This is a genomic window from Erythrobacter sp., from assembly GCF_024305245.1.
Classification (GTDB): Bacteria; Pseudomonadota; Alphaproteobacteria; order Sphingomonadales; family Sphingomonadaceae; genus Erythrobacter.
Map to the genome: position 1 here is coordinate 1 of NZ_JAMWYX010000005.1, position 19,675 is coordinate 19,675.

Here is a 19,675-nt window from a genome sequence, read left to right on the forward strand (position 1 = left end):
GATGTGTATAAGAGACAGGCGGTGGCTCGTTCGGGGGCGGCGGCGCCTCGGGGGGATGGTAGATCATGGCGTATCTCGATGATGCCGGACGCAGGCTCGTCGCCGAAGCGGTGACCGAAGCCGAAAGCGCGACCTCGGGCGAGATCGTGACCGTGCTGGCCGACCGCTCCGACGGCTATACCGACGTCGCGCTGCTGTGGGCCACGGCGGCCGCGTTCACGGTAATGAGCGTATTCGCAGCCCTACCGCGGCCGTTCCTGCAATTGTGGGACAGCATGATCGGCGGCTGGGGCCATGAATGGACGACCGGCGAACTTGCCAGCATGGTAATCGGACTGGGCCTTGTCACCTTCCTGCTGGTACTGCTGGTGCAGCAGTGGGAGCCGCTCAAATTCGCGCTCATCCCCGGCCCGGCCAAAACCGCGCGCGTCCACGATCAGGCGGTGCGGCAGTTCAAGGTGGGGGCAGAACGCCGTACCACCGGCCATACCGGCGTGATGATCTATCTGTCGATGCGCGAACACCGCGCGGAAATCGTCGCGGACGAAAGTATCGCAAGCAAGGTTCCGGCCGAGGTCTGGGGCGAGGCGATGGGCGACATGCTCGGCGAAATCCGGAACGGCGCCATCGCTGAAGGGCTGGCCGTGGGCATCCGCGATGTCGGCTTCGTGCTGGCCCAGCATTTCCCGCGCGGCGAGGATGACGAGAACGAGCTGCCCGACCGGCTGATCGAGGTTTAGGCGCCCTTCCCCCTTGACCCGGCGCTGCAGAGCCTGTCTCGAAGGATGCGATATTGCCTGCCCGACGGAGCTTCCCTTGCAAAAAGACAAAGACGCCGACCTTCCCGAACAGGTCATGTGGGAAGGCCGCTTCATCACCGCCAAGACCCGCGGCCGGTGGGAATATGTCGGACGCGCGCGCGGCATCCGGGCGGCGGCGATCATTGCGCTGGACGATGATCCGGATGGCACCCGCCACGTGCTGCTCGTCAGCCAGTATCGCGTCCCGCTGGGGCGCTTCAGCCTTGAGATTCCCGCCGGCCTGATCGGCGACGACGAAGGCAGCGAGGGCGAGGATGCCGCCGCCGCCGCCGCGCGCGAGCTGGAAGAGGAAACCGGCTACCGCGCCGGGCGGCTGGACGTGCTGGGCGAATTCTACTCATCCCCCGGCATGGTGTCCGAAGCCTTCACCTTGCTGCGCGCGCGCGATCTGGAGCGCGTCGGCGAAGGGGGCGGCACTGAAAGCGAGAATATCACCGTCCACCGGGTTGCGCTGCGCGATCTGTCGCGCTTCGTGGCGGAGTGGCGGCGCGCCGGCCACGCGGTCGACGTGCGCATCGCGATGTTGCTTACACCGGATTACTTGGGAGAGGATTGAGACATGGTAGAACGGGCGGGACGAGTCGCGGGCAAGCTCGCATTGGTCACAGGCGGCGCACAAGGTCTGGGCCGCGCGCATTGCATCCGGCTGGCGCAGGAAGGCGCGCGAGTGCTGGCGACCGACATCAACGGTGCAGGCGCGCAGGAAACCGCAGACATCATCAATGCCGAGATCGGCGCTGGCACCGCCTTCGGTATCGCGCATGACGTGACCGACCCCGCGCAATGGGAAGCCGCGGTCGATGCCGCGCGCGAACACCTCGGCGGGCTGAATGTGCTGGTCAACAATGCCGGGATCGGGGTCGCGGGCAACATCGAAACCTGCGATTTCGCCGATTGGCAGCGCTGTTTCGACATCAACGTCAATTCGATCTTCCACGGCTGCCAGAAAGCGCTGCCGCTGATGCGCGAACACGCGCCGGGGTCGATCATCAACATCTCCAGCATCGCAGGGCTGATCGCCAGCGATACGATGCCCGCCTACAACTCGTCAAAGGCGGCGGTGTGGATGCTGTCGAAGTCGATTGCGCTGCACTGCGCGAAGAAGAACATGAACATCCGCTGCAATTCGGTGCACCCGACTTTCGTCGATACGCCGATCCTGGACGGGACGGCCAAGGCGGCGTCGCTCGAAAAGGGTGTGCTGCTGGAAAAGCTGGCGCGGCAGATCCCGCTCAAATTCGTGGGCGAGCCCAACGACATCGCCAATGCGGTGCTGTATCTCGCCAGCGACGAAAGCCGCTTCATGACCGGGGCGGAACTGAAGCTGGACGGCGGCATCAGCGCGATGTGAAAAAAGAAGGGGCCGATGTGGCCCCTTCCCGGTTGTCTTCGATCAGGTGCAGCGGCCCGAAAACCGGGAACCGCTTGTCAGTCGCTGCACTCAATCCGCGATCAGCGCGATCGCAAGGTAGATCAGAACCGGAGCGCCGAAGCCGAGCAGGGTCGCAGCGACAAAGCCGATCCGCACCAGCATCGTGTCGATGCCGAAATAATCGCCAATCCCGGCGCAGACGCCGAACACCTTGGCGTTGGTCTTGTCGAGGCGGAAGCCAGCGCGGGGCGGCTTGCCATCGGGATTGCGGGTTACATTGGTCATTGGTCGAAAAACTCCTGTTGCGGGTCGGGCGATCAGGCGATCATGCCGGGGCTGGCAGGGATGATCGTATAGGCGAAGCTTGCCACGGTCAGGATCACGGCGAAGGCGGCAGAAGCGAGGCGGGCGTTGGTTTCGGGGCCGAACATGGTCAATTGGTTCCTTTGGATAAGTCGGGGTTGTCGAAGCAGGCTCAGGCGATGAGGCCGGGGCTGGCGGGGATGATCGCATAGGCAAAGAAGGCAGCCGAGATGACGACCGAGAAAGCGGCGGCGAACAGGCGATCCGGGGAAGAAATGGCGAACATTGTGAAGTCTCCTTGGGTTTTTTGCTGTCCCGCGGGCTCATCCCGGGGATGCAAAGTGTATTGCAGGAGGTGTGCCAAACTCGGAAAACAGCGGAATTCTGCGGTTTCGATACTTTCTGCCGGGCTACGCGCCGTTCACCTTGGCGAAAGCTTGGGAAAATTTCCCAAGGGTTGGGATTGGCGATTTACAGCACTCTGGACTGGCCATTGTCCCGCCCTCCCGCTACCCGCGCAGGCACCATGGGTCTGAGCAGGATCAGCGTCGAAAACTTCCGCAATCACGCCGCGACCACGCTGGGCGAGACCGCGCATTTCAACCTGCTGGTGGGCGAGAACGGGGCGGGCAAGACCAACCTGCTGGAGGCGCTCTCGCTGCTCGGGCCGGGGCGCGGGTTGCGGCGCGCCAATCTTGCCGAACTGGCGCGCAAAGCGGCGCCGGGCGATGCCCCCCTGCCTTTCGCCATCGGCGCGAGCCTGACCGAACAGGGGACGGTTTCCGCCCGGCTCGGCACCTATACCGAGGCCGGGCAGCCGGGGCGGCGATTGGTGCGGGTCAACAGCGCGCCCGCCAGCGCGGCGAGTTTGGCGGAATGGCTGGCGATGTCATGGCTGACCCCGGCTATGGACGGATTGTTCACCGATAGCGCGGGGGCGCGGCGGCGCTTTGTCGATCGCATGGCGCTGGCGATTGCGCCCGATCACGCGCGCAAGGTCAACGCGCTGGAAGCAGCCTTACGCGAACGCGGACGCCTGCTGGAGAACGGCGGCGATGGCCGCTGGCTGGATGCGGTGGAGGCGCAGGCCGCCGAGCATGGCACACAAGTCAGCGCCACCCGCGCCGAGCTGGTGGCGCGACTGGTCGATGAATTATCCGCACTGCCGCCGGAACCCTTCGCCCGCCCTGCCCTCACCTACCGCCCCGGCGGCCCGGTCGACGAGGTGGCCCTGCGCGCCGAACTCGCCCGCAATCGCCCGCGCGACCGGGCTGCAGGCCGCGCGCTGACCGGGCCGCAACGCGATGAACTCGAAGTGGTGATGGCCAGCACCCGCCAGCCCGCTGCATCGTGCTCGACCGGCGAGCAGAAGGCGATGCTGATCGCGATCACGCTGGCCCACGGCGTTCTTGCATCCGCCGGTCGCCCCAGCGTGTTGCTGCTCGATGAAGTCGCGGCCCATCTCGATCCCGTGCGCCGCACCGAGTTGTTCCGACGCTTGCGCGAAGGGCTTGCGCAGGTGTGGATGACCGGCACCGAACTCGCCCCGTTCGAGGCGATCCGCAGCGAAGCGGCGATCTGGCGGGTCAGCGGCGGAAGCGTGGAGCGGCTTTAACCCGCGTCCGGCGCTGGCAACGCGCCTTCAACATCGTCCAGGGTCGCCGCGACCAACCGCTCGATACCCTCGGCCGTGGGGTGGATGCGATCGGACTGGAACAGTTCGGGCTGCTGGTAGATCTCTTCCAGCCAGAACGGGATCAGGTCTGCGCCGTACTCCCGAGCAAGATCACGGTACAGCGCATCGAACTGCGCCTGAAATTCCGGCCCGTAATTGGGGGGACTGCGCATCCCCATCAGCAGCACCGGAACGCCTTCACGCTGCAGGATCGTCAGCATCTTGCCGAGGTTCGCCTTGGTTTCCTCCGGCGAAAGTCCGCGCAGCAGATCATTGCCGCCCAATTCCAGGATAAACAAGGCCGGGGGCTGCTCCATCGCGGCCAATGTGAATTCCAGCCGTTGCAGCCCGGCCGCAGTGGTATCGCCCGACACCCCGGCATTGACGATTTCGGCATTGATGCCTTTCGCCCGCAGCGCGTTTTCCAGCTTTTCCGGATAGGAATCGCGCGGATCGAGATTGTAACCTGCAAACAGGCTGTCGCCGAAGGCGATAATGGTGCGTTCCGGCCCCATCACCGGGATCGGCGGCGGGCCTTCACCAGAACCCAGCGCCGCCCCCGAAGCAGGCGGCACCGTTGCATCGTCAGCGGCATCATCGCAGCCAGCCAGCGCCGCCAGCGCCAAAGCTGCCCCGAATGTCCCGATTTTCGACCAAACGCGCCTGTGCATCCGCGAACCTTCCATGCCTGTATCTTGTTGTGACCACCCACCTATGCCATCGGAACCCTGTGACAAGTCCCTCTCTTGCAATCTCCGCCCGTAATCTCACCCTGACGCTGGGCAGCAATGCTGCACCGGTCACGATCCTGCGGGGTATCGATCTCGACATTGCCAGCGGCGAGGTGGTGGCGCTGCTCGGCCCGTCCGGTTCGGGCAAAAGCTCGTTGATGGCGGTGCTATCCGGGCTGGAGCGCGCCAGCGGCGGCAGCGTGATGGTGGGAGGCGCGGACTTTGCCGGGCTTTCGGAAGATGGACTTGCCGCCGCGCGCCGGGGCCGGATCGGGATTGTGCTGCAGGCCTTCCACCTGCTTCCCACCATGACGGCGGCGGAAAACGTCGCGACCCCGATGGAACTGGCGAGCATGGAGAACGCCCGGCAGCGCGCGATTGCCGAGCTGGAATCGGTGGGCCTCGGCCATCGCACCGGACATTATCCCACCCAGCTTTCGGGCGGCGAACAACAGCGCGTTGCCATCGCGCGCGCCACTGCGCCGCGCCCGGAACTGATCTTCGCCGACGAGCCGACCGGCAATCTCGATGCGGCGACCGGCGCGGAAATCATCGACTTGCTGTTCGCCCGCCGCGCCGAGACGGGGGCGACGCTGCTGATCATCACCCATGATGCAAGCCTTGCCGCGCGCTGCGAACGGGTGCTGACCATGGCCGACGGAGTGATCGTTTCCGACACCGCGCCGGCGACGGTCGCATCGGGCGCGGCATGAATCTTACCTGGGGCACCGCCTGGACCATCGCCCGCCGCGATCTCAATGCGCGGTTCAAGGGGCTACGGCTGCTGCTGGTGTGCATCTTCCTCGGCACTGCGGCGCTGGCGGCGATCGGCACGCTGACCTCGGCAATCGAGCGCGAACTGGCGTCGAGCGGGCAGGAACTGCTCGGCGGCGATCTCGAGGTCGAGGTGTGGCAGCGCGATCTTTCGGCAGAGGAAATGGCCGCGCTTGAGGAATATGGCGAAGTTTCGGGCGGCTTCCGCCTGCAGGCGATGGCCAGCACGCCCGATGCCGCCGCGCCGATCGAGCTGAAGGCGGTGGACGCCAAGTGGCCGATGTTCGGCACGCTGGTGCTGTCTGACGGGCGCGAAGTGGCTGCGCCCTCCGGAACCGACGCATGGATCGCGCAAGGTGCGATAGAGCGGCTGGGGATTGCCGTCGGCGACAGTTTCACCGTCGGCACCGTGACCCTTACCGCAGCAGGCATCATCGCGGACGAACCGGATCGCCTGTCCGAAGGTTTCCAGCTCGGCCCGACGGTGATCGTTGCCGAAGATATCGCGGCCAAGGCCGGATTGCTGCAACCCGGCGCGCTTTACCAGAGCAAGCACCGGGTCGCCTTTGCCGATCCCGCCCGCGATCCCGAGGCGGCGGAGGAGGCGCTGAGCGAAGCCTTCCCCGATGCCGGTTTCGACATCCGCACCCGCGACCGCGCTTCGCCCGGGGCTGACCGTTTCGTGCGGCAGATGAGCGATTTCCTTACGCTGGTGGGGCTTGCCGCGCTGGTGATCGCCGGGATCGGGATTGCGGGCGGCGTGTCCTCCTATCTCGATCAGCGCCGGACCAGCATTGCAACATTGAAGGTGCTGGGCGCGACATCGTCCGATATCGTGCGCATCTATGCGCTGCAGATCGGCGTGGCGGCGCTGGTGGGGAGCATCGCGGGGTTGACCGCAGGCGTGCTGGTGACACCGCTGCTCGCCGCCGCGCTCGCGGGGCTGCTGCCGGTTGAAACCGGGTTCATTATGGCCCCGCCTGCCCTGCTGCTGGCGGCGAGTTACGGCCTGCTGGTCGCTTTCGCCTTTGCCGCAGCGCCGCTGCTGCGCGCGCGCACCTTCCCCGCGATGGCGCTGATGCGGTCGGGCGTGGTGCCATTGGCGCGGGACAAGCGCGCTCTGATCGCCACCGCAATCGGCCTGGCGGCGATCTGCGCATTGGCGCTGATCACCACCGATCAGCCGCTGCTGTCGGGCGGTTTCCTGCTGGGCGCAGGGGCTGCGCTGGCACTACTGGCGAGCCTTGGCTGGGCAATCCAGCGGCTTGCAGGCCGATTGCCGCGTCCGGCCAATCCGTTGCTGCGCAGCGCACTTGCCAACCTCCACCGCCCCGGCGCACCCACCGGCGCGCTGGTGACGGCGCTGGGCTTCGGGCTGGCCGCCTTCGTCCTGCTCGCTGCCGTGCAGAGCGCGATCGACGGCAATATCCAGCAGCGCGTGCCACAGGAAGCGCCCGATTACTTCGTGCTCGACGTGCCGCGCGACAAGGAGTCCCGCTTCTTCGAACTCATCCAAACGGATTTCCCCGAGGCCGCTATCCGTTCCGTGCCGACCATGCGCGGCGCGGTGCTGGCCTATGGGCCGAAAGACGCGATGACTCGCGTGGCCGATCTGGAGGAAATCCCCGAAGGCGCATGGGCGCTGCGCGGCGAGCGCGGGCTGACCTATGCCGACCGCCTGCCGCCGGGCAACCGGGTGGTCGCAGGCGAGTGGTGGAGCCCGCTGCATAATGGCGAGCCACTGGTGTCGGTCGATGCCGAACTGGCCCGCGCGACAGGCCTGGAGGTCGGGGATTATCTCACCGTCGGCATCCTCGGCGTGGAGCGCACCGCGCGCATCGCCAACCTGCGCGAAATCGACTGGGAGAGCCTGGGGTTCAACTTCACGCTGGTGTTCAGCCGCAATGCGATCAGCGACGCGCCGCACAATCTGGCCGCCACTATCGACCTGCCCGAAGGCGCCGATCCCGCCGCGCGCGGTGCCTTGCTGAGAGGGCTCGTCAGGGAACTGCCATCAAGCTCGGTGATCGAAATTGGCGGGATCCTGGTCGAAGCGCGCAAGCTGCTCGAACAGGTGAGCCTCGCCACGCTTGCCGCTGCCGCTGTGACCGTGCTGGCCGGGCTCGCCGTGCTGATGGGGGCGATTGCCGCTGCACGGGCGGCGCGCACCTATGACACGGTGATGCTGCGGGTACTGGGCGCAAGCAGGCGGCAAATCCTGCTGCTGCAACTGGCGGAATACGGGCTGATCGCGGGCCTGTTGGCGCTGGTGGCGCTGGGCCTCGGATCGGCGCTGGCGTGGGTGGTGATTACCCAGCTGTTCGAATTCGACTGGCTGCCCGATTGGGGGCAGGTGCTCGGCGTGCTGGGCCTCGGCGTGGCGCTGGTGCTGGCCTTCGCGCTGGCCGGTTCGCTGCCGCTGCTCAGGGCAAAACCGGCGCGGGCGCTGCGCGAGCTTTAGGCCCGCGAGCGCCCGCGCGGTGCGCGATCAGGCGAACACGTCGGGATCGTAGCCGACTTCGCCCGGCTTACCCTTCACCACCAGCGTGCTGGCGAGAAAGTCGTGCAGGCCCTGCTTGCGATCGGTAAAGGCAACCATGATGAAGCCGATCAACAGGATCAGGCCCGACAGGATCTTTGCGAAATAGCGACCCAGCGCACGCAGCGGCGAAATCCGGCGTCCATCAAGATCGGTCACGATCAGCCCGAGAGCCATCTTGCCCGGCGTGGCTTGATAGGCCGAGCTTTCAAAGCCGACAAAATAGGCAATGCCGATAATCAGTCCGGCCAAATCGCTGAAACCCGCAACCGCCGCGTCCGGATCGGCATCGATCAAGGGATCGCCCGATATCATCGCCAGAATAAAGCCGATAATGGCCAGGGGAATGATATCGATGATGTAGGCGACGACGCGAATCCAGAAACCAGCGTAATTCATGCTGTGTGAGCCCCATTAGTGCGCGCCCTTGCAGCGCCTTCGCAAAGCATCACAATCGTGCGGTCAAAGCAAACAAAAAGGCCCCGCGCATCGACTGCGCGGGGCCTTTTTTACTTGGATATAGCTATCCGATCAGAAACGGAAGCGAACGAGACCGCCGTAAGTGCGCGGCTGGTTTGGATAACCCGAAACCGTACCGGACTGCGCAACGCCGTCGAAGACGGTGAGGATGTATTCGTCGTCGAGCAGGTTACGACCCCACACCCCGACCTCGATGCCGCTGTTGAGCGCTAGCGTGACCGCACCGTTCACAAGGTTCACCTCGCGGCGGAAGATCTCGGTATTGCCGAGCGCCGCGTTGAAGGTCGGCAAACCATTGTTGATGTCGGTGTTGCTTTCGTGGTTGTAATCGAGACGGGTGATCAGCTTGGTGCCGCTGTCCCATTCGTGCGTGTAGGTCGCCGAAGTGGAGATGGCCCATGCCGGAATGCCCGCCGGACGCTGCCCCGACAGATCGCCGACCACCGAGCCGGTGAAGCTGTCGAACAACGGATCGAGATGGGTCATCGCGAAGGTGAACACCAGACCATCGGTCGGCTGGATCGTCGCGTCAAATTCGAAGCCCTTGACCGACTGCTCGCCCGCATTGCGCAGGGCAAAGCCGGTGCCGGTGAAGGCGAAGCTCTGGAAGCCCTGGATCGTCTGATCGAACACGGCGAGGTTGAAGCCGATGCCCGGCCACTGCCCCTTGATGCCGATCTCATAGACCTCGGCCTCCTCCGGCCCGGCAAAGCGTGTGCCGGAAACGAGGTTCGGCGTTGCAATACCCGCACCGATGATCGGCGAGTTGGGGGCAAGGAAGGTCGAGTTACCCGGACCAGCCACAAAGTCGGTGCCCAGCGGACGGCTGTCGCGCGAAAGGTTGACCGAGCTTGCCTTGAAGCCGGTGGCATAGCTGAAGTAGGCGTTGACTTCGTTCGAGACCTGATACGCGGCGCGCAGCAGGTAAGTGAACTTGTCATCCCGCGTCCGGCCATCTTCGACTGCGTTGGGAATGGCAAGGAACGGTGGCTGGAACTGGAACGGTGCCAAGCCCAGGAACGGGTTCACTGCCGGGTTCAGCGCGGCTGCGGCAAGCGCATCCTGCTGGGCCTGCGGCAAAGCAAGGAACTGGTCCCGGGTCGTCACCGCACCGCCGGTCAGGAACCGGGTGATGAACGCATCCACAAGATTGACCTGGCCCAGCGGATCGAAGCTGTTCTGGCTGAGCGCGAAGTCCTTCTTGTCATCGGTGTAGTTGAAGCCACCGGTCAGGGTCAGACCATCGAACGGTTCGAAATCGACCGTGCCGAAGACCGACCAGGCGGTGTTATCCATCTGGAAGTTTTCATTGGTCAGCAGCGGGGTCAGGAAAATGCTCTCCTGCGGCAGGCCAAGTGCGGCCTCGACACCGTTGAAGACGCTTGGTGCGCCCGACAAGACATCGGCCGGGTTGCCGCCCGCCAGAATTTCGAAGAAGTCGCGGATCTGGTCCCCGTTCTCGATCTGGCTTTCCTGAGTGATCTTCTCGTCGAAGTAGAAGCCGCCGAGCAGGAAGTTGATCGGACCATCGAAGTCCGAAGCAATGCGCAATTCCTGCGTGAAGGTCTTCACACCCTGATCGCGCTGCTCGATCGCGATGTCGGCGCCGCTGTAATCGATGTCCGAACGGAAGAAGTTGTCCAGTTCGCGATAGGCGGTGATCGACGTGAAGCTAAGCGGTCCGGTGCTGTAATCCATCTGGATCGAGCCGCCGTAATTGTCGACTTCGTTGACCGGGACGGTGTTGAGGTTGGCGGTGCGATCAAAGAAATTATCGAAGCCCTGCAGCTGGCCGCCGAGCAGATTGAGCGCGGGCGCGGTCGGGCCGGCGACGACGGTGCCAACCTGACAGCAGATTTCATCGATGCGCGAAAAATCGGCAATTGCGCGGATGCGGAAATCGGCCGTGGGCTCGATCAGCAACTGCCCGCGCGTCGACCAGCGGTTGCGATCGTTCTGATCGACGCCGAGGTTGACGATTTCGGAGGTGCCATCACGGTTCTGATAGGTGCCGTCGAGCGAGAACGCGATGTTGTCGGTGATCGGGCCGGTCACATCGCCGCGCACGAAGATGTTGTTGAAATTGCCGTAGGACGCCTCGACACTGCCGCCGAATTCGAACTGCGGTTCACGCGTGATGATTGAGATCACGCCTGCGCTCGCGTTCTTGCCGAACAGAGTCGATTGCGGGCCGTTCAGCACTTCGATGCGCTGGATGTTGTTGAGGTCGCCCAGTGCACCGGCAGAGCGCGAGCGGAACACGCCGTCGATGAAGACACCGACCGAAGGCTCGACGCCGAAGTTGTTGTCGCCGTTGCCGAAGCCGCGGATGATGAAGGTCGAGGCAGACGATGTCTGCAACTGGCTGACACGCAGCGAAGGCGTGAGGGTCTGCAGGTCGAGCACGTCGCGGATCTGCGCCTGCTCGATCACTTCGCCGCTGGTCACCGATACCGAAATCGGGGTTTCCTGCAGCGTCTGTTCGCGCTTGGACGCGGTGACGATGATCTGATTGCTGCTTTCCGGAGCCTCAAGCTCAGGCTCCTGATCCTGCGCCATCGCAACCGCCGGGGTCGTGATGACAAACGCAGCGGCACTTGCAAGCAGGGTGAATCGGTGTGCGCCGGCAAGGCCGGTGAAGGTCGAATGCATGGAAGCTCCTCTCCTTAAATCCCCAACCCCGGTGCCGATTGTCGGCACGTCATCTTCCGATGCGCTCTCTCCCGTGGTCGTTGGCCGGACTGATAAGCGAGCGGCGGTGTTGCGACAAGCGCAAAGCCCGCGCTTTTCCGGGGCAAAACGGTCCTGTGTGGCGCACTTGCAACAGTCGCAAGCCCCCTGCAAAGCATTGTCACCACCCCAAAGCTTGCTCCGCTGGCGCTCTTGCGCTAGGCGGCGCGGCGATGTTGCAACGCAACAAGCAGCACGCCCGCGGCACGTTTGCCGTAGCGTCGCGGCCTGTCGCCAACCCGCCACAAACCCGGCCTAACCCCGCGCCCCTGGCCCGTGCGCCATGCTTTTGACCTTCCCGGAGCGGCTGCGCCCGGGTCGCAGAGTGGAAAATACGAAAAATGTCCTCCTCGCTGAGAAATATCGCGATTATCGCCCACGTCGACCACGGCAAGACCACTTTGGTCGACCAGTTGTTCCGCCAATCCGGCACCTACCGCGAGAATCAGCGGATCGAGGAGCGCGCGATGGATTCGGGCGATCTCGAAAAGGAACGCGGGATCACCATCCTTGCCAAGTGCACCAGCGTCGAATGGACACCCGAAGGTGGCGGTGAGACCACGCGCATCAATATCGTCGACACCCCCGGCCACGCCGACTTCGGCGCCGAGGTGGAACGCATCCTCAGCATGGTCGACGGGGTGATCCTGCTGGTCGACAGCGCCGAGGGCGCGATGCCGCAGACCAAGTTCGTTACCGGCAAGGCGCTGGCGCTGGGCCTGCGTCCGATTGTCGTCGTCAACAAGATCGACCGCTCCGACAGCCGCCCGCAGGAAGTGCTGGACGAAGTGTTCGATCTGTTCGTCAGCCTGGATGCCGATGACGACCAGCTCGAATTCCCGGTGCTCTATGCTTCGGGCCGCGATGGCTATGCCAGCGAAGATCAGGACCGGCGCGAAGGCAGCCTTGCCCCGCTGTTCGCCAAGATCGTCGAGCACGTCCCCTCGCCCGGTCTGGATGCAACCGCGAAGTTCAGCTTCCTCGCCACGCTGCTCGACCGTGACAATTTCATGGGTCGCGTCATCACCGGCCGGGTGCAGTCGGGCACGATCAAGGTCAATGACCCGATCCACGCGATCGACATGGACGGGAAGGTCATCGAAGTCGGCCGCGCGACCAAGCTGATGAGCTTCGACGGGCTCGAACGCGTCCCGGTCGAAAGCGCCAAGGCGGGTGACATCATCGCCCTTGCCGGTCTTGAAAAAGCGACCGTCGCCAACACCATCTGCGATCCTTCGGTAAGCGAGCCGATCGCCGCCCAGCCGATCGACCCGCCGACGCTGGCGATGCGCTTTGCCGTCAACGACAGCCCGCTCGCCGGGCGCGAAGGCACCAAGGTCACCAGCCGCATGATCCGCGACCGCCTGCTGCGCGAGGCGGAGACCAACGTCGCCATCCGCGTGACCGAATCCGAGGACAAGGACGCCTTCGAAGTCGCCGGGCGCGGCGAATTGCAGCTGGGCGTGCTGATCGAAACGATGCGCCGCGAAGGCTTCGAACTCGGCATCAGCCGCCCGCGCGTGCTGTTCCGCGAGGAAGACGGCAAGCGCATGGAGCCGTTCGAAACCGTCGTGATCGACGTGGATGACGAACATTCGGGCACCGTCGTGGAGAAGATGCAGCGCCGCAAGGCCGACCTTACCGAAATGCGCCCCTCGGGCGTCGGCAAGACCCGCATCACCTTCTCCGCCCCGTCACGCGGGCTGATCGGCTATCACGGTGAATTCCTGTCCGACACGCGCGGCACCGGGATCATGAACCGTCTGTTCGAAAAATATGATGCCTACAAAGGCCCGATCGAAGGCCGCAACAACGGCGTGCTGATTTCGAATGGCGATGGTGATGCCAATGCCTATGCGCTCAACATGCTGGAAGAACGCGGCGAATTGTTCATCGGCGCGCAGATGAAAGTCTATGCCGGCATGGTGATCGGTGAAAACGCCAAGCCCGACGATCTCGAAGTCAACCCGATGAAGGCCAAACAGCTTTCCAACGTGCGTTCCAGCGGCAAGGATGATGCAATCCGCCTCACCCCGCCGCGCCGGATGACGCTGGAACAGTCGATCGCCTATATCGACAATGACGAAATGGTCGAAGTGACCCCGCAATCGATACGCCTGCGCAAGGCCGAACTCGACCCGAACGAGCGCAAGAAGTTGCGCCGCAAGAAAGGCGATTGAGGCCGGATCCGGGCCGGCGCCGACACGCGCCGGCCTGCCCCGCGACACGATCTTCCATAGGCCGTCGCAGCAGAGACACAGTCTTAGCTGATCCGCTGCGATCAGAGGAAATCCTTGCGAATTACGGCTCGGCTGTGGTCAAGCACGAGTGGGCTTGTTAACGCCTGCGCCATGAACAGCGCCACACTTGCAAGCCTCGCCGCCTATTTCGTCCTGATGCTCGCCATCGGGCTTTATGCCTGGCGCAAATCGACCGGAGATTCCGAAGGCTATCTGCTCGCCGGGCGCAACCTGCCGCCTTCGGTCGCAGCGCTTTCGGCCGGGGCTTCGGATATGTCGGGCTGGCTGCTGCTGGGCCTGCCGGGCGCGCTGTACGCCGCCGGGCTGGTGGAGGCGTGGATCGGCATCGGGCTGTTCCTTGGCGCGCTCGCCAATTGGGTCATCGTAGCCCCGCGCCTGCGCGAACAGACCGAGCGGATCGGCAATGCGCTGACCATCCCGCAATTCCTCGCCAACCGCTTTCCCGAACGCGGCACGGCGCTGCGGGTGACTTCGGCGATTATCATCGTGGTGTTCTTCACCGTCTACACCGCCGCCGGGCTGGTGGGCGGCGGCAAGCTGTTCGAGACAGCGTTCGCAGGCATCCTGCCGAACACGATGTTCAGCGATTACATGCTCGGCATCCTCATCACCGCCGGGATCGTGCTGGCCTACACCATGATCGGCGGGTTTCTGGCCGTCAGCCTGACCGATTTCGTGCAGGGGCTGATCATGATGTTCGCGCTGATCATCATGCCGCTGGTGGTAATGTTCGGCCCCGGAGGCTCTGCGGGCGGCAGCTTGCAGGAGGTGCCAGTAGAGGGGTTCCTGAACCTGACTCAGGGGCTGACCGCAATCGGCTTCATCAGCGCGGTTACCTGGGGGCTGGGCTATTTCGGGCAGCCGCACATCATCGTGCGCTTCATGGCGATCGACAAGGTCAAGAACGTGCCGCGCGCCGCCGCCTTCGGCATGGGCTGGATGGGCATTGCGTTGGTTGGTTCTATCGGCCTCGGCATCGCGGGGCGCGCCTATGTCGAGCGCAACGGGCTGGTGATCGACGATCCGGAAACGATCTTCATCGTGCTGGCGCAATTGCTGTTCCATCCGGCGGTGACCGGCTTCCTTTATGCCGCGCTGCTGGCTGCGATCATGAGCACCATTTCATCGCAGCTGCTGGTGTCATCCTCGTCGCTGACGGAGGATTTCTACCGCCTGTTCCTGCGCCGCAATGCGTCCGAACGCGAGGCGGTCAATGTCAGCCGGGTCGCGGTGGCGCTGGTGGCGGTGGCCGCGATCGTGCTGGCAAGCGACCCGAACAGCGAAGTGCTGGGCCTTGTCGCCAACGCGTGGGCCGGGTTCGGCGCCGCTTTCGGCCCGCTGATCCTGCTGGCGCTGTTGTGGCACGGGGAAGAGGGTTACGGCATGACCGGCACGGGCGCTGTCGCAGGACTGGTGACCGGCGCGGGCGTGGTCGCCGCGTGGATCGCACTGGGCTGGAACCAGACGTTTCTGGGCGGCCCCGGCCTTTACGAGATCGTACCGGGCTTTGCTGCGGCGATGCTGGCGATCATCGTGGTGAGCAAGGCGACGCAGAAACGGCCGCTGACGGCGTAACCTCTGCTTAAAGGTTCCGGACAAGGGTCGCCCGATCCGCTTCGTTTTTGCAGCGTTAACCATATTCGTGCAATATGGCCGCGTGATCAGGCGAACGGCACATATTCGCGCAATTCTGCTGGTCGCCGGCGCGCTTGCGCTGGCGGGCTGCGGCTCCCTGGTGCCAGGCGGAAGCAGCGGCGCTGCACCCGGAACGGCGAACACGCAGGCGCGCCCCGCGACCCGTGTCGCATCGGCCCCGCAAAGCTATGCCGCCAGCCCCGCCGATCAAACCTGCCTTGCCGATCTTGGCGCGGCCGGTGCGCGGTTCCAGCCGCTGCCCGATGCCTATGCCGCGCCGGGGTGCAACAAGCTGGGCACGGTGCAATTATCCGCGCTGGCGGGCGACCGTTCGACCTTCGGTGTCAGCAATATCGGTCCAGTCCGCTGCGACACGGCCAAGGCGTTCAATGAATGGGCGCGTTTCGGGGTCGACCGCGCCGCGCGCCAACTGCTCGGCAGCCCGATTGCCCGGATCGAGACGATGGGTTCCTATGCCTGCCGCAATGTCGCAGGCAGCGGGCGGCGCTCCGCCCATGCCCGCGCAGAGGCGATCGATGTGTCGGGTTTCGTGCTCGAAGATGGTCGCCGGATCGTGCTGCGGCGTGACTGGAACGGCGGCGACGCGGCCACGCGCGAATTCCTGCGGGTGGTGCACAACAGCGCGTGCAAGCGGTTCGGCACGGTGCTCGGCCCGGAATACAACGCAGCGCACGAAGATCACTTCCATCTCGAAGGCACCGGCGCGCGGTTCTGCCGTTAGAGCCATTGGTGCCGCCGCCCACTGCTACCGCCCAAAAGGTTTGGCGGCCCCGACGCGGCCGGTCAGCATAGCTGAACCAGCAGCGCCGAGGCCGCCCGGGGGTACTGGCCCGTTGACCTTGGCTGCCTCCCGGCGCTCACCGGGAGGCAATAGGCGAGCGCTTCAGGCCCGCAATTTCGGTTCGAGCTTCGCCTCAAGCTGAAGCCGGACAGCTTCGGCGGCGTGGCGTGCGCCCAGTTTGTTCATCATGTTGGCGCGGTGAATTTCTACCGTGCGCGGGCTGATTTCGAGCTCGCGCGCGATGGCCTTGTTGCTGCTGCCCTCCGCCAGCCAGTCCAGCACTTCGCGTTCGCGTGTCGACAGCGTGGAGATGCGGTCGCGCGCCTCGATCATGCGGCGGCGGGCGGCGCCGAATTCTTCGGCCTCCTTGCCGATACGGGAAAGGCAGCGGGTGAAGCGTTCCGGATCGAGCGGCAGGGCGAGGTAATCGAGCGCGCCTGATTTGATCGCTTCGACAATCCGGTTCGGGCGCGGCTGCACCTCGACCGCGATCAGCGGTAGCCAGATGCCGAGCCGGCCGAGCCGTTCGAGGATCATCCCAACCCCGCCTTCTTCCGCCGTATCGCGAGCGATGATGATACCTTCGCGCGGCGGGTGAGCCGACAGCTCCGACAGATCGCCATAGACTTCGCAATGGTGGCCCAAGGCGAAGCCGACCCGCGCCAAATCGGCGCGCTGGCGGCTGCAGGAGTCGATCATATGGAGGGTTGGTTTACGTGTCATGCGATGATGACTGCGCCAAACCCTTAGGCAATTCACGCAGTAGCGCCGCCAATCTGGACGGAACATCCTATCCCAGGTTAGTCAAGCCCTTGAGGTGCATGGCTTTTTTTCGTCCGAAACGAACCTTGATTATGTTCGCGACTCAGCTTTTACCGTCAAAACTATAGGACGGCAGCGATTGAAACGCCGTGCGCAGCTCATCGCCCCAGCCCGATGAAATCGCAGTAAAATACGGGTCGTCGGCGGAAATGCGGTATTCGTGGGTGGGGGCAAAATCATCCTTGCCGATCACCAGCAGATCAAGCGGCAGCCCGACCGACAGGTTCGCCTTCAGAGTGGAATCGAAACTGACCATCAGCAGCTTGACCGCATCCTCGAAGCTCATGTCGGGTTCGTAACCGCGGATCAGGATCGGGCGGCCATACTTGGTTTCGCCGATCTGGAAGAACGGGGTGTCCCAGCTGGCTTCGATGAAATTGCCTTCGGGATAGATCATGAATAGGCGCGGCTGCATTCCGGCGATCTGCCCGGCCACGATCATCGTGGCGGTAAAGCGCCCCTTGCCGCTGTCGCCATTGGTGCGCTGCGCATCCTCGATCGTGGCGCGCAGCAGGCGGCCGATTTCGGTCACGACTTGGAACATGGTCGGCCCCTTCAGCAGGGCGTTGTCGCGCTCGCTCGGCGCCTTGGTGCGCTCGTCCAGCTGGCTGATCACCGCCTGCGTGGTGGCAAGATTGCCTGCAGTCATCACCGCGATCATGCGTTCGCCCGGCACCGTCCAGTGGAACAGCTTGCGGAAGGTGGAGATGTTGTCGACGCCCGAATTGGTGCGGGTGTCGCTCATCAGCACCAGGCCTTGTTCCAGCACCATGCCAACGCAATAGGTCATGTCGAATTCTCTCCGGGCCGCTGCAACAGGAGCGCCGCCCTAGCCCAATCGCAGGCAACGCGCAAAGCCGCGTGTGACCTGTTTGGGCTTATTGCGTCGTCTGGTTCTGAGACTGCGACTGCGATTGTGACTGCGACTGCGACTGCGACTGAGTCTGCGTGGCCGGTTGGGACTCCACCGCGACATCGACCCTGAGCTTTTCCTCGGTGCCGCCGAAGCTGATACCGGTTACCGGCGCGGCATCGCGGTAATCGCTACCGGTGGCGACCCGGACATAGCGCGGATCGGGACAGATCCCGTTCGACACATCGAAGCCGACCCAGCCCAGCCCTTCGACATGGGCTTCGGCCCAGGCGTGAGTGGCTTCCTGATCGATGCGATCATCCATCATCAGATAGCCGCTGACATAGCGCGCCGGAATCCCGCTCGCCCGCGCCGCGCCGATGAAGATATGCGCGTGATCCTGACACACGCCTGCGCATAGGCCGATCGATTCCTCGGCAGTGGTGGCAGAATGGGTGCGGCCTGTTTCATAGGCGACCCGTTCGCGGATCAGGCCCGACAGCGCGTGGAGAAAATCGAGCGGCGCCTGATCGGACGGCCCCTGAACCTCGCGCAGCAACGCGCGCAGCTTCGGCCCCGGGCGGGTGAGCGGGGTCTGGCGCAGAAAGCTCCACAACGGCAGGTGGCCCGAATGGCGGCCGATCACCCCGGCATTGTCTTCGGTCTCCACCACCCCTTCGCAGATCACCGTCACCTCGCGCGCGCCCTGTTCCAGCCCGATCAGCGTGACGTGGTTGAAATGCTGGTCGTCATATTCGAGCTCGGCATGGGCGTTCTCGAACCGCATCTGCCATTCGATGATCCGCTGGCCCTGCGTTTCCTTGGGCGTCAGCCGCAGCCGCTGCAGCGCGTGCGTCACCGGCTCGGAAAAGGCGTAGTGGGTGGTGTGCCGGATCGCCAGTCTCATCGTGCTCATGCAAGCGTCCTCATGCGTGGAACCGGTAATCTTCGGCAATCGCGCGGGCAATTGCGGCGTCGCGGGCGAGGAAATCGATGAGGAATTCGTGCAGCCCGGCCTCGAAGATCTGTTCGACCGTCAGATGGCTGATGCGGGTATCGGCATCGCGCATCAGCGCGTGGCAGCTGCCCTCGACCCCGTGGTTGCGCGCGAGCGCGGCAAGGCAATCGCGCAGCGCATTGCGGCAAAACGCCAGACTGCGCGGGAAGCGGTCGTCGAGCACCAGGAATTCGACGATCCCGCGCGCCTCGATCTTGCCGGCGTTGAGCCAGCTATAGACCCGCGCGCCCGCGACCGAGCGCAGCACCTGCTCCCACTGCCCGGTATCGAGGCTCGACCCGACATAGGACAGCGACGGCAGCAGCAGGAAATACTTCATGTCGAGAATGCGCGCGGTGCTGTCGGCGCGTTCGATGAAGGTGCCCGCACGGCTGAAATGGTAGCCGTCGTCGCGCAGCATCGAGCCGTCGAATGCACCGTGAACCTGCGTGCCCGCCCGCCGGATCGCGCCCAGCACTTCGCCCACCGCCGTCTGGCCGACGGGGCGGGAGAGCATTGCATCTATCTTCATCCAGTTGTCGTTGACCGCTTCCCATACATCGCTGGAGATGTTGGTGCGGGCGGTGCGCGCATTGCTGCGAACCGCGCCGAACATCGCCCGGACATTGCCGGGGTTCGACGGATCGCGCAGCACGAAGTTCCAGACCGACTGCGCATCATACCCGTCATGCGCAGCGTCGTAGGCGCGCTGTAGACCCAGCGTCGCGATGACCGAGCGCCATTCCGCCTCGGCAGTCGCAAGATCGCGCGTCAGCGCCATCCGCAGCGCCGCATCGAGCAGGCGCGCGGTATTCTCGGCCCGCTCGAGATAGCGGAACATCCAGAACAATCCGTTGGCGGTGCGGCCTAGCATGAGCGT

At 64.4% G+C, this 19,675-nt stretch carries 19 protein-coding genes; 9 read left to right on the forward strand and 10 right to left on the reverse strand.

Annotated features, from left to right (window positions below):
- Positions 1 to 65: 65 nt before the first annotated feature.
- From Q0L48_RS08605 to Q0L48_RS08615, 3 genes are all read left to right on the forward strand, one after another.
- The gene (locus Q0L48_RS08605; RefSeq protein WP_296719724.1) at positions 66 to 740 is read left to right on the forward strand and encodes a hypothetical protein; all 675 of its coding nucleotides are present in this window, start codon (positions 66 to 68) and stop codon (positions 738 to 740) included.
- A 115-nt stretch (positions 741 to 855) separates the two neighbouring features.
- Positions 856 to 1,377, forward strand: a complete 522-nt coding sequence (locus tag Q0L48_RS08610) for an NUDIX hydrolase (protein ID WP_296720336.1) — start codon at positions 856 to 858, stop codon at positions 1,375 to 1,377.
- A gap of 3 nt (positions 1,378 to 1,380) precedes the next feature.
- A complete protein-coding gene (locus tag Q0L48_RS08615; protein ID WP_296719727.1) occupies positions 1,381 to 2,172 on the forward strand; it encodes an SDR family oxidoreductase in 792 nt (263 codons plus the stop codon).
- Positions 2,173 to 2,262: 90 nt separating this feature from the next.
- Here the strand turns inward: Q0L48_RS08615 and Q0L48_RS08620 are convergent, their stop codons facing one another.
- From Q0L48_RS08620 to Q0L48_RS08630, 3 genes are read right to left on the reverse strand one after another with little or no spacing between them, the layout of a single operon-like run.
- Positions 2,263 to 2,478: a PspC domain-containing protein gene (locus tag Q0L48_RS08620; RefSeq protein ID WP_296719730.1), complete on the reverse strand. Its 216-nt coding sequence runs from the start codon at positions 2,476 to 2,478 to the stop codon at positions 2,263 to 2,265.
- A gap of 32 nt (positions 2,479 to 2,510) precedes the next feature.
- Positions 2,511 to 2,624: an enoyl-CoA hydratase gene (locus tag Q0L48_RS08625; protein ID WP_296719733.1), complete on the reverse strand. Its 114-nt coding sequence runs from the start codon at positions 2,622 to 2,624 to the stop codon at positions 2,511 to 2,513.
- Between the two features lie 44 nt (positions 2,625 to 2,668).
- A complete protein-coding gene (locus Q0L48_RS08630) occupies positions 2,669 to 2,782 on the reverse strand; it encodes an enoyl-CoA hydratase (protein ID WP_296719735.1) in 114 nt (37 codons plus the stop codon).
- Between the two features lie 240 nt (positions 2,783 to 3,022).
- Here Q0L48_RS08630 and recF point away from each other — a divergent pair, with 240 nt between their 5' ends.
- Entirely contained in the window at positions 3,023 to 4,111 is a 1,089-nt protein-coding gene (recF, locus tag Q0L48_RS08635) for a DNA replication/repair protein RecF (protein WP_296720339.1), read from the forward strand.
- On the opposite strand, the gene Q0L48_RS08640 is transcribed toward recF, so the two are convergent.
- On the reverse strand, positions 4,108 to 4,842 hold the full coding sequence (locus Q0L48_RS08640) for an arylesterase (RefSeq protein ID WP_296719737.1): 735 nt from the start codon (positions 4,840 to 4,842) through the stop codon (positions 4,108 to 4,110). The genes recF and Q0L48_RS08640 overlap by 4 nt on opposite strands.
- 59 nt (positions 4,843 to 4,901) lie before the next feature.
- Here Q0L48_RS08640 and Q0L48_RS08645 point away from each other — a divergent pair, with 59 nt between their 5' ends.
- Both Q0L48_RS08645 and Q0L48_RS08650 read left to right on the forward strand, forming a co-directional pair.
- Positions 4,902 to 5,615: an ABC transporter ATP-binding protein gene (locus Q0L48_RS08645; RefSeq protein ID WP_296719740.1), complete on the forward strand. Its 714-nt coding sequence runs from the start codon at positions 4,902 to 4,904 to the stop codon at positions 5,613 to 5,615.
- Positions 5,612 to 8,137: an FtsX-like permease family protein gene (locus tag Q0L48_RS08650; protein WP_296719742.1), complete on the forward strand. Its 2,526-nt coding sequence runs from the start codon at positions 5,612 to 5,614 to the stop codon at positions 8,135 to 8,137. Before Q0L48_RS08645 ends, Q0L48_RS08650 begins: the two co-directional genes overlap by 4 nt.
- 27 nt (positions 8,138 to 8,164) lie before the next feature.
- Here the strand turns inward: Q0L48_RS08650 and Q0L48_RS08655 are convergent, their stop codons facing one another.
- Both Q0L48_RS08655 and Q0L48_RS08660 read right to left on the reverse strand, forming a co-directional pair.
- Positions 8,165 to 8,614 carry an RDD family protein gene (locus Q0L48_RS08655; protein WP_296719745.1) on the reverse strand — a complete coding sequence of 150 codons (450 nt, stop codon included), beginning with the start codon at positions 8,612 to 8,614 and terminating at the stop codon, positions 8,165 to 8,167.
- 132 nt (positions 8,615 to 8,746) lie between these two features.
- Positions 8,747 to 11,347 (reverse strand): TonB-dependent receptor, encoded by a 2,601-nt coding sequence (locus Q0L48_RS08660; protein WP_296719747.1) that lies wholly within the window; start codon positions 11,345 to 11,347, stop codon positions 8,747 to 8,749.
- Positions 11,348 to 11,766: 419 nt separating this feature from the next.
- Here Q0L48_RS08660 and typA point away from each other — a divergent pair, with 419 nt between their 5' ends.
- From typA to Q0L48_RS08675, 3 genes are all read left to right on the forward strand, one after another.
- On the forward strand, positions 11,767 to 13,605 hold the full coding sequence (gene typA / locus Q0L48_RS08665) for a translational GTPase TypA (RefSeq protein ID WP_296719750.1): 1,839 nt from the start codon (positions 11,767 to 11,769) through the stop codon (positions 13,603 to 13,605).
- A gap of 171 nt (positions 13,606 to 13,776) precedes the next feature.
- Entirely contained in the window at positions 13,777 to 15,261 is a 1,485-nt protein-coding gene (putP, locus tag Q0L48_RS08670) for a sodium/proline symporter PutP (RefSeq protein ID WP_296719752.1), read from the forward strand.
- A gap of 160 nt (positions 15,262 to 15,421) precedes the next feature.
- Positions 15,422 to 16,063, forward strand: coding sequence for an extensin family protein (locus tag Q0L48_RS08675; protein ID WP_296719755.1), 642 nt, complete (start codon positions 15,422 to 15,424; stop codon positions 16,061 to 16,063).
- Positions 16,064 to 16,225: 162 nt separating this feature from the next.
- On the opposite strand, the gene Q0L48_RS08680 is transcribed toward Q0L48_RS08675, so the two are convergent.
- The 4 genes from Q0L48_RS08680 to Q0L48_RS08695 form a co-directional block, all read right to left on the reverse strand.
- The gene (locus Q0L48_RS08680) at positions 16,226 to 16,822 is read right to left on the reverse strand and encodes a response regulator transcription factor (protein ID WP_367274033.1); all 597 of its coding nucleotides are present in this window, start codon (positions 16,820 to 16,822) and stop codon (positions 16,226 to 16,228) included.
- 166 nt (positions 16,823 to 16,988) lie between these two features.
- Positions 16,989 to 17,735, reverse strand: coding sequence for a peptidase (locus Q0L48_RS08685; RefSeq protein ID WP_296719760.1), 747 nt, complete (start codon positions 17,733 to 17,735; stop codon positions 16,989 to 16,991).
- An 88-nt stretch (positions 17,736 to 17,823) separates the two neighbouring features.
- Positions 17,824 to 18,714: a transglutaminase domain-containing protein gene (locus Q0L48_RS08690; RefSeq protein ID WP_367274034.1), complete on the reverse strand. Its 891-nt coding sequence runs from the start codon at positions 18,712 to 18,714 to the stop codon at positions 17,824 to 17,826.
- Between the two features lie 10 nt (positions 18,715 to 18,724).
- On the reverse strand, positions 18,725 to 19,669 hold the full coding sequence (locus Q0L48_RS08695) for an alpha-E domain-containing protein (RefSeq protein ID WP_296719762.1): 945 nt from the start codon (positions 19,667 to 19,669) through the stop codon (positions 18,725 to 18,727).
- Between the last annotated feature and the right edge of the window lie 6 nt (positions 19,670 to 19,675).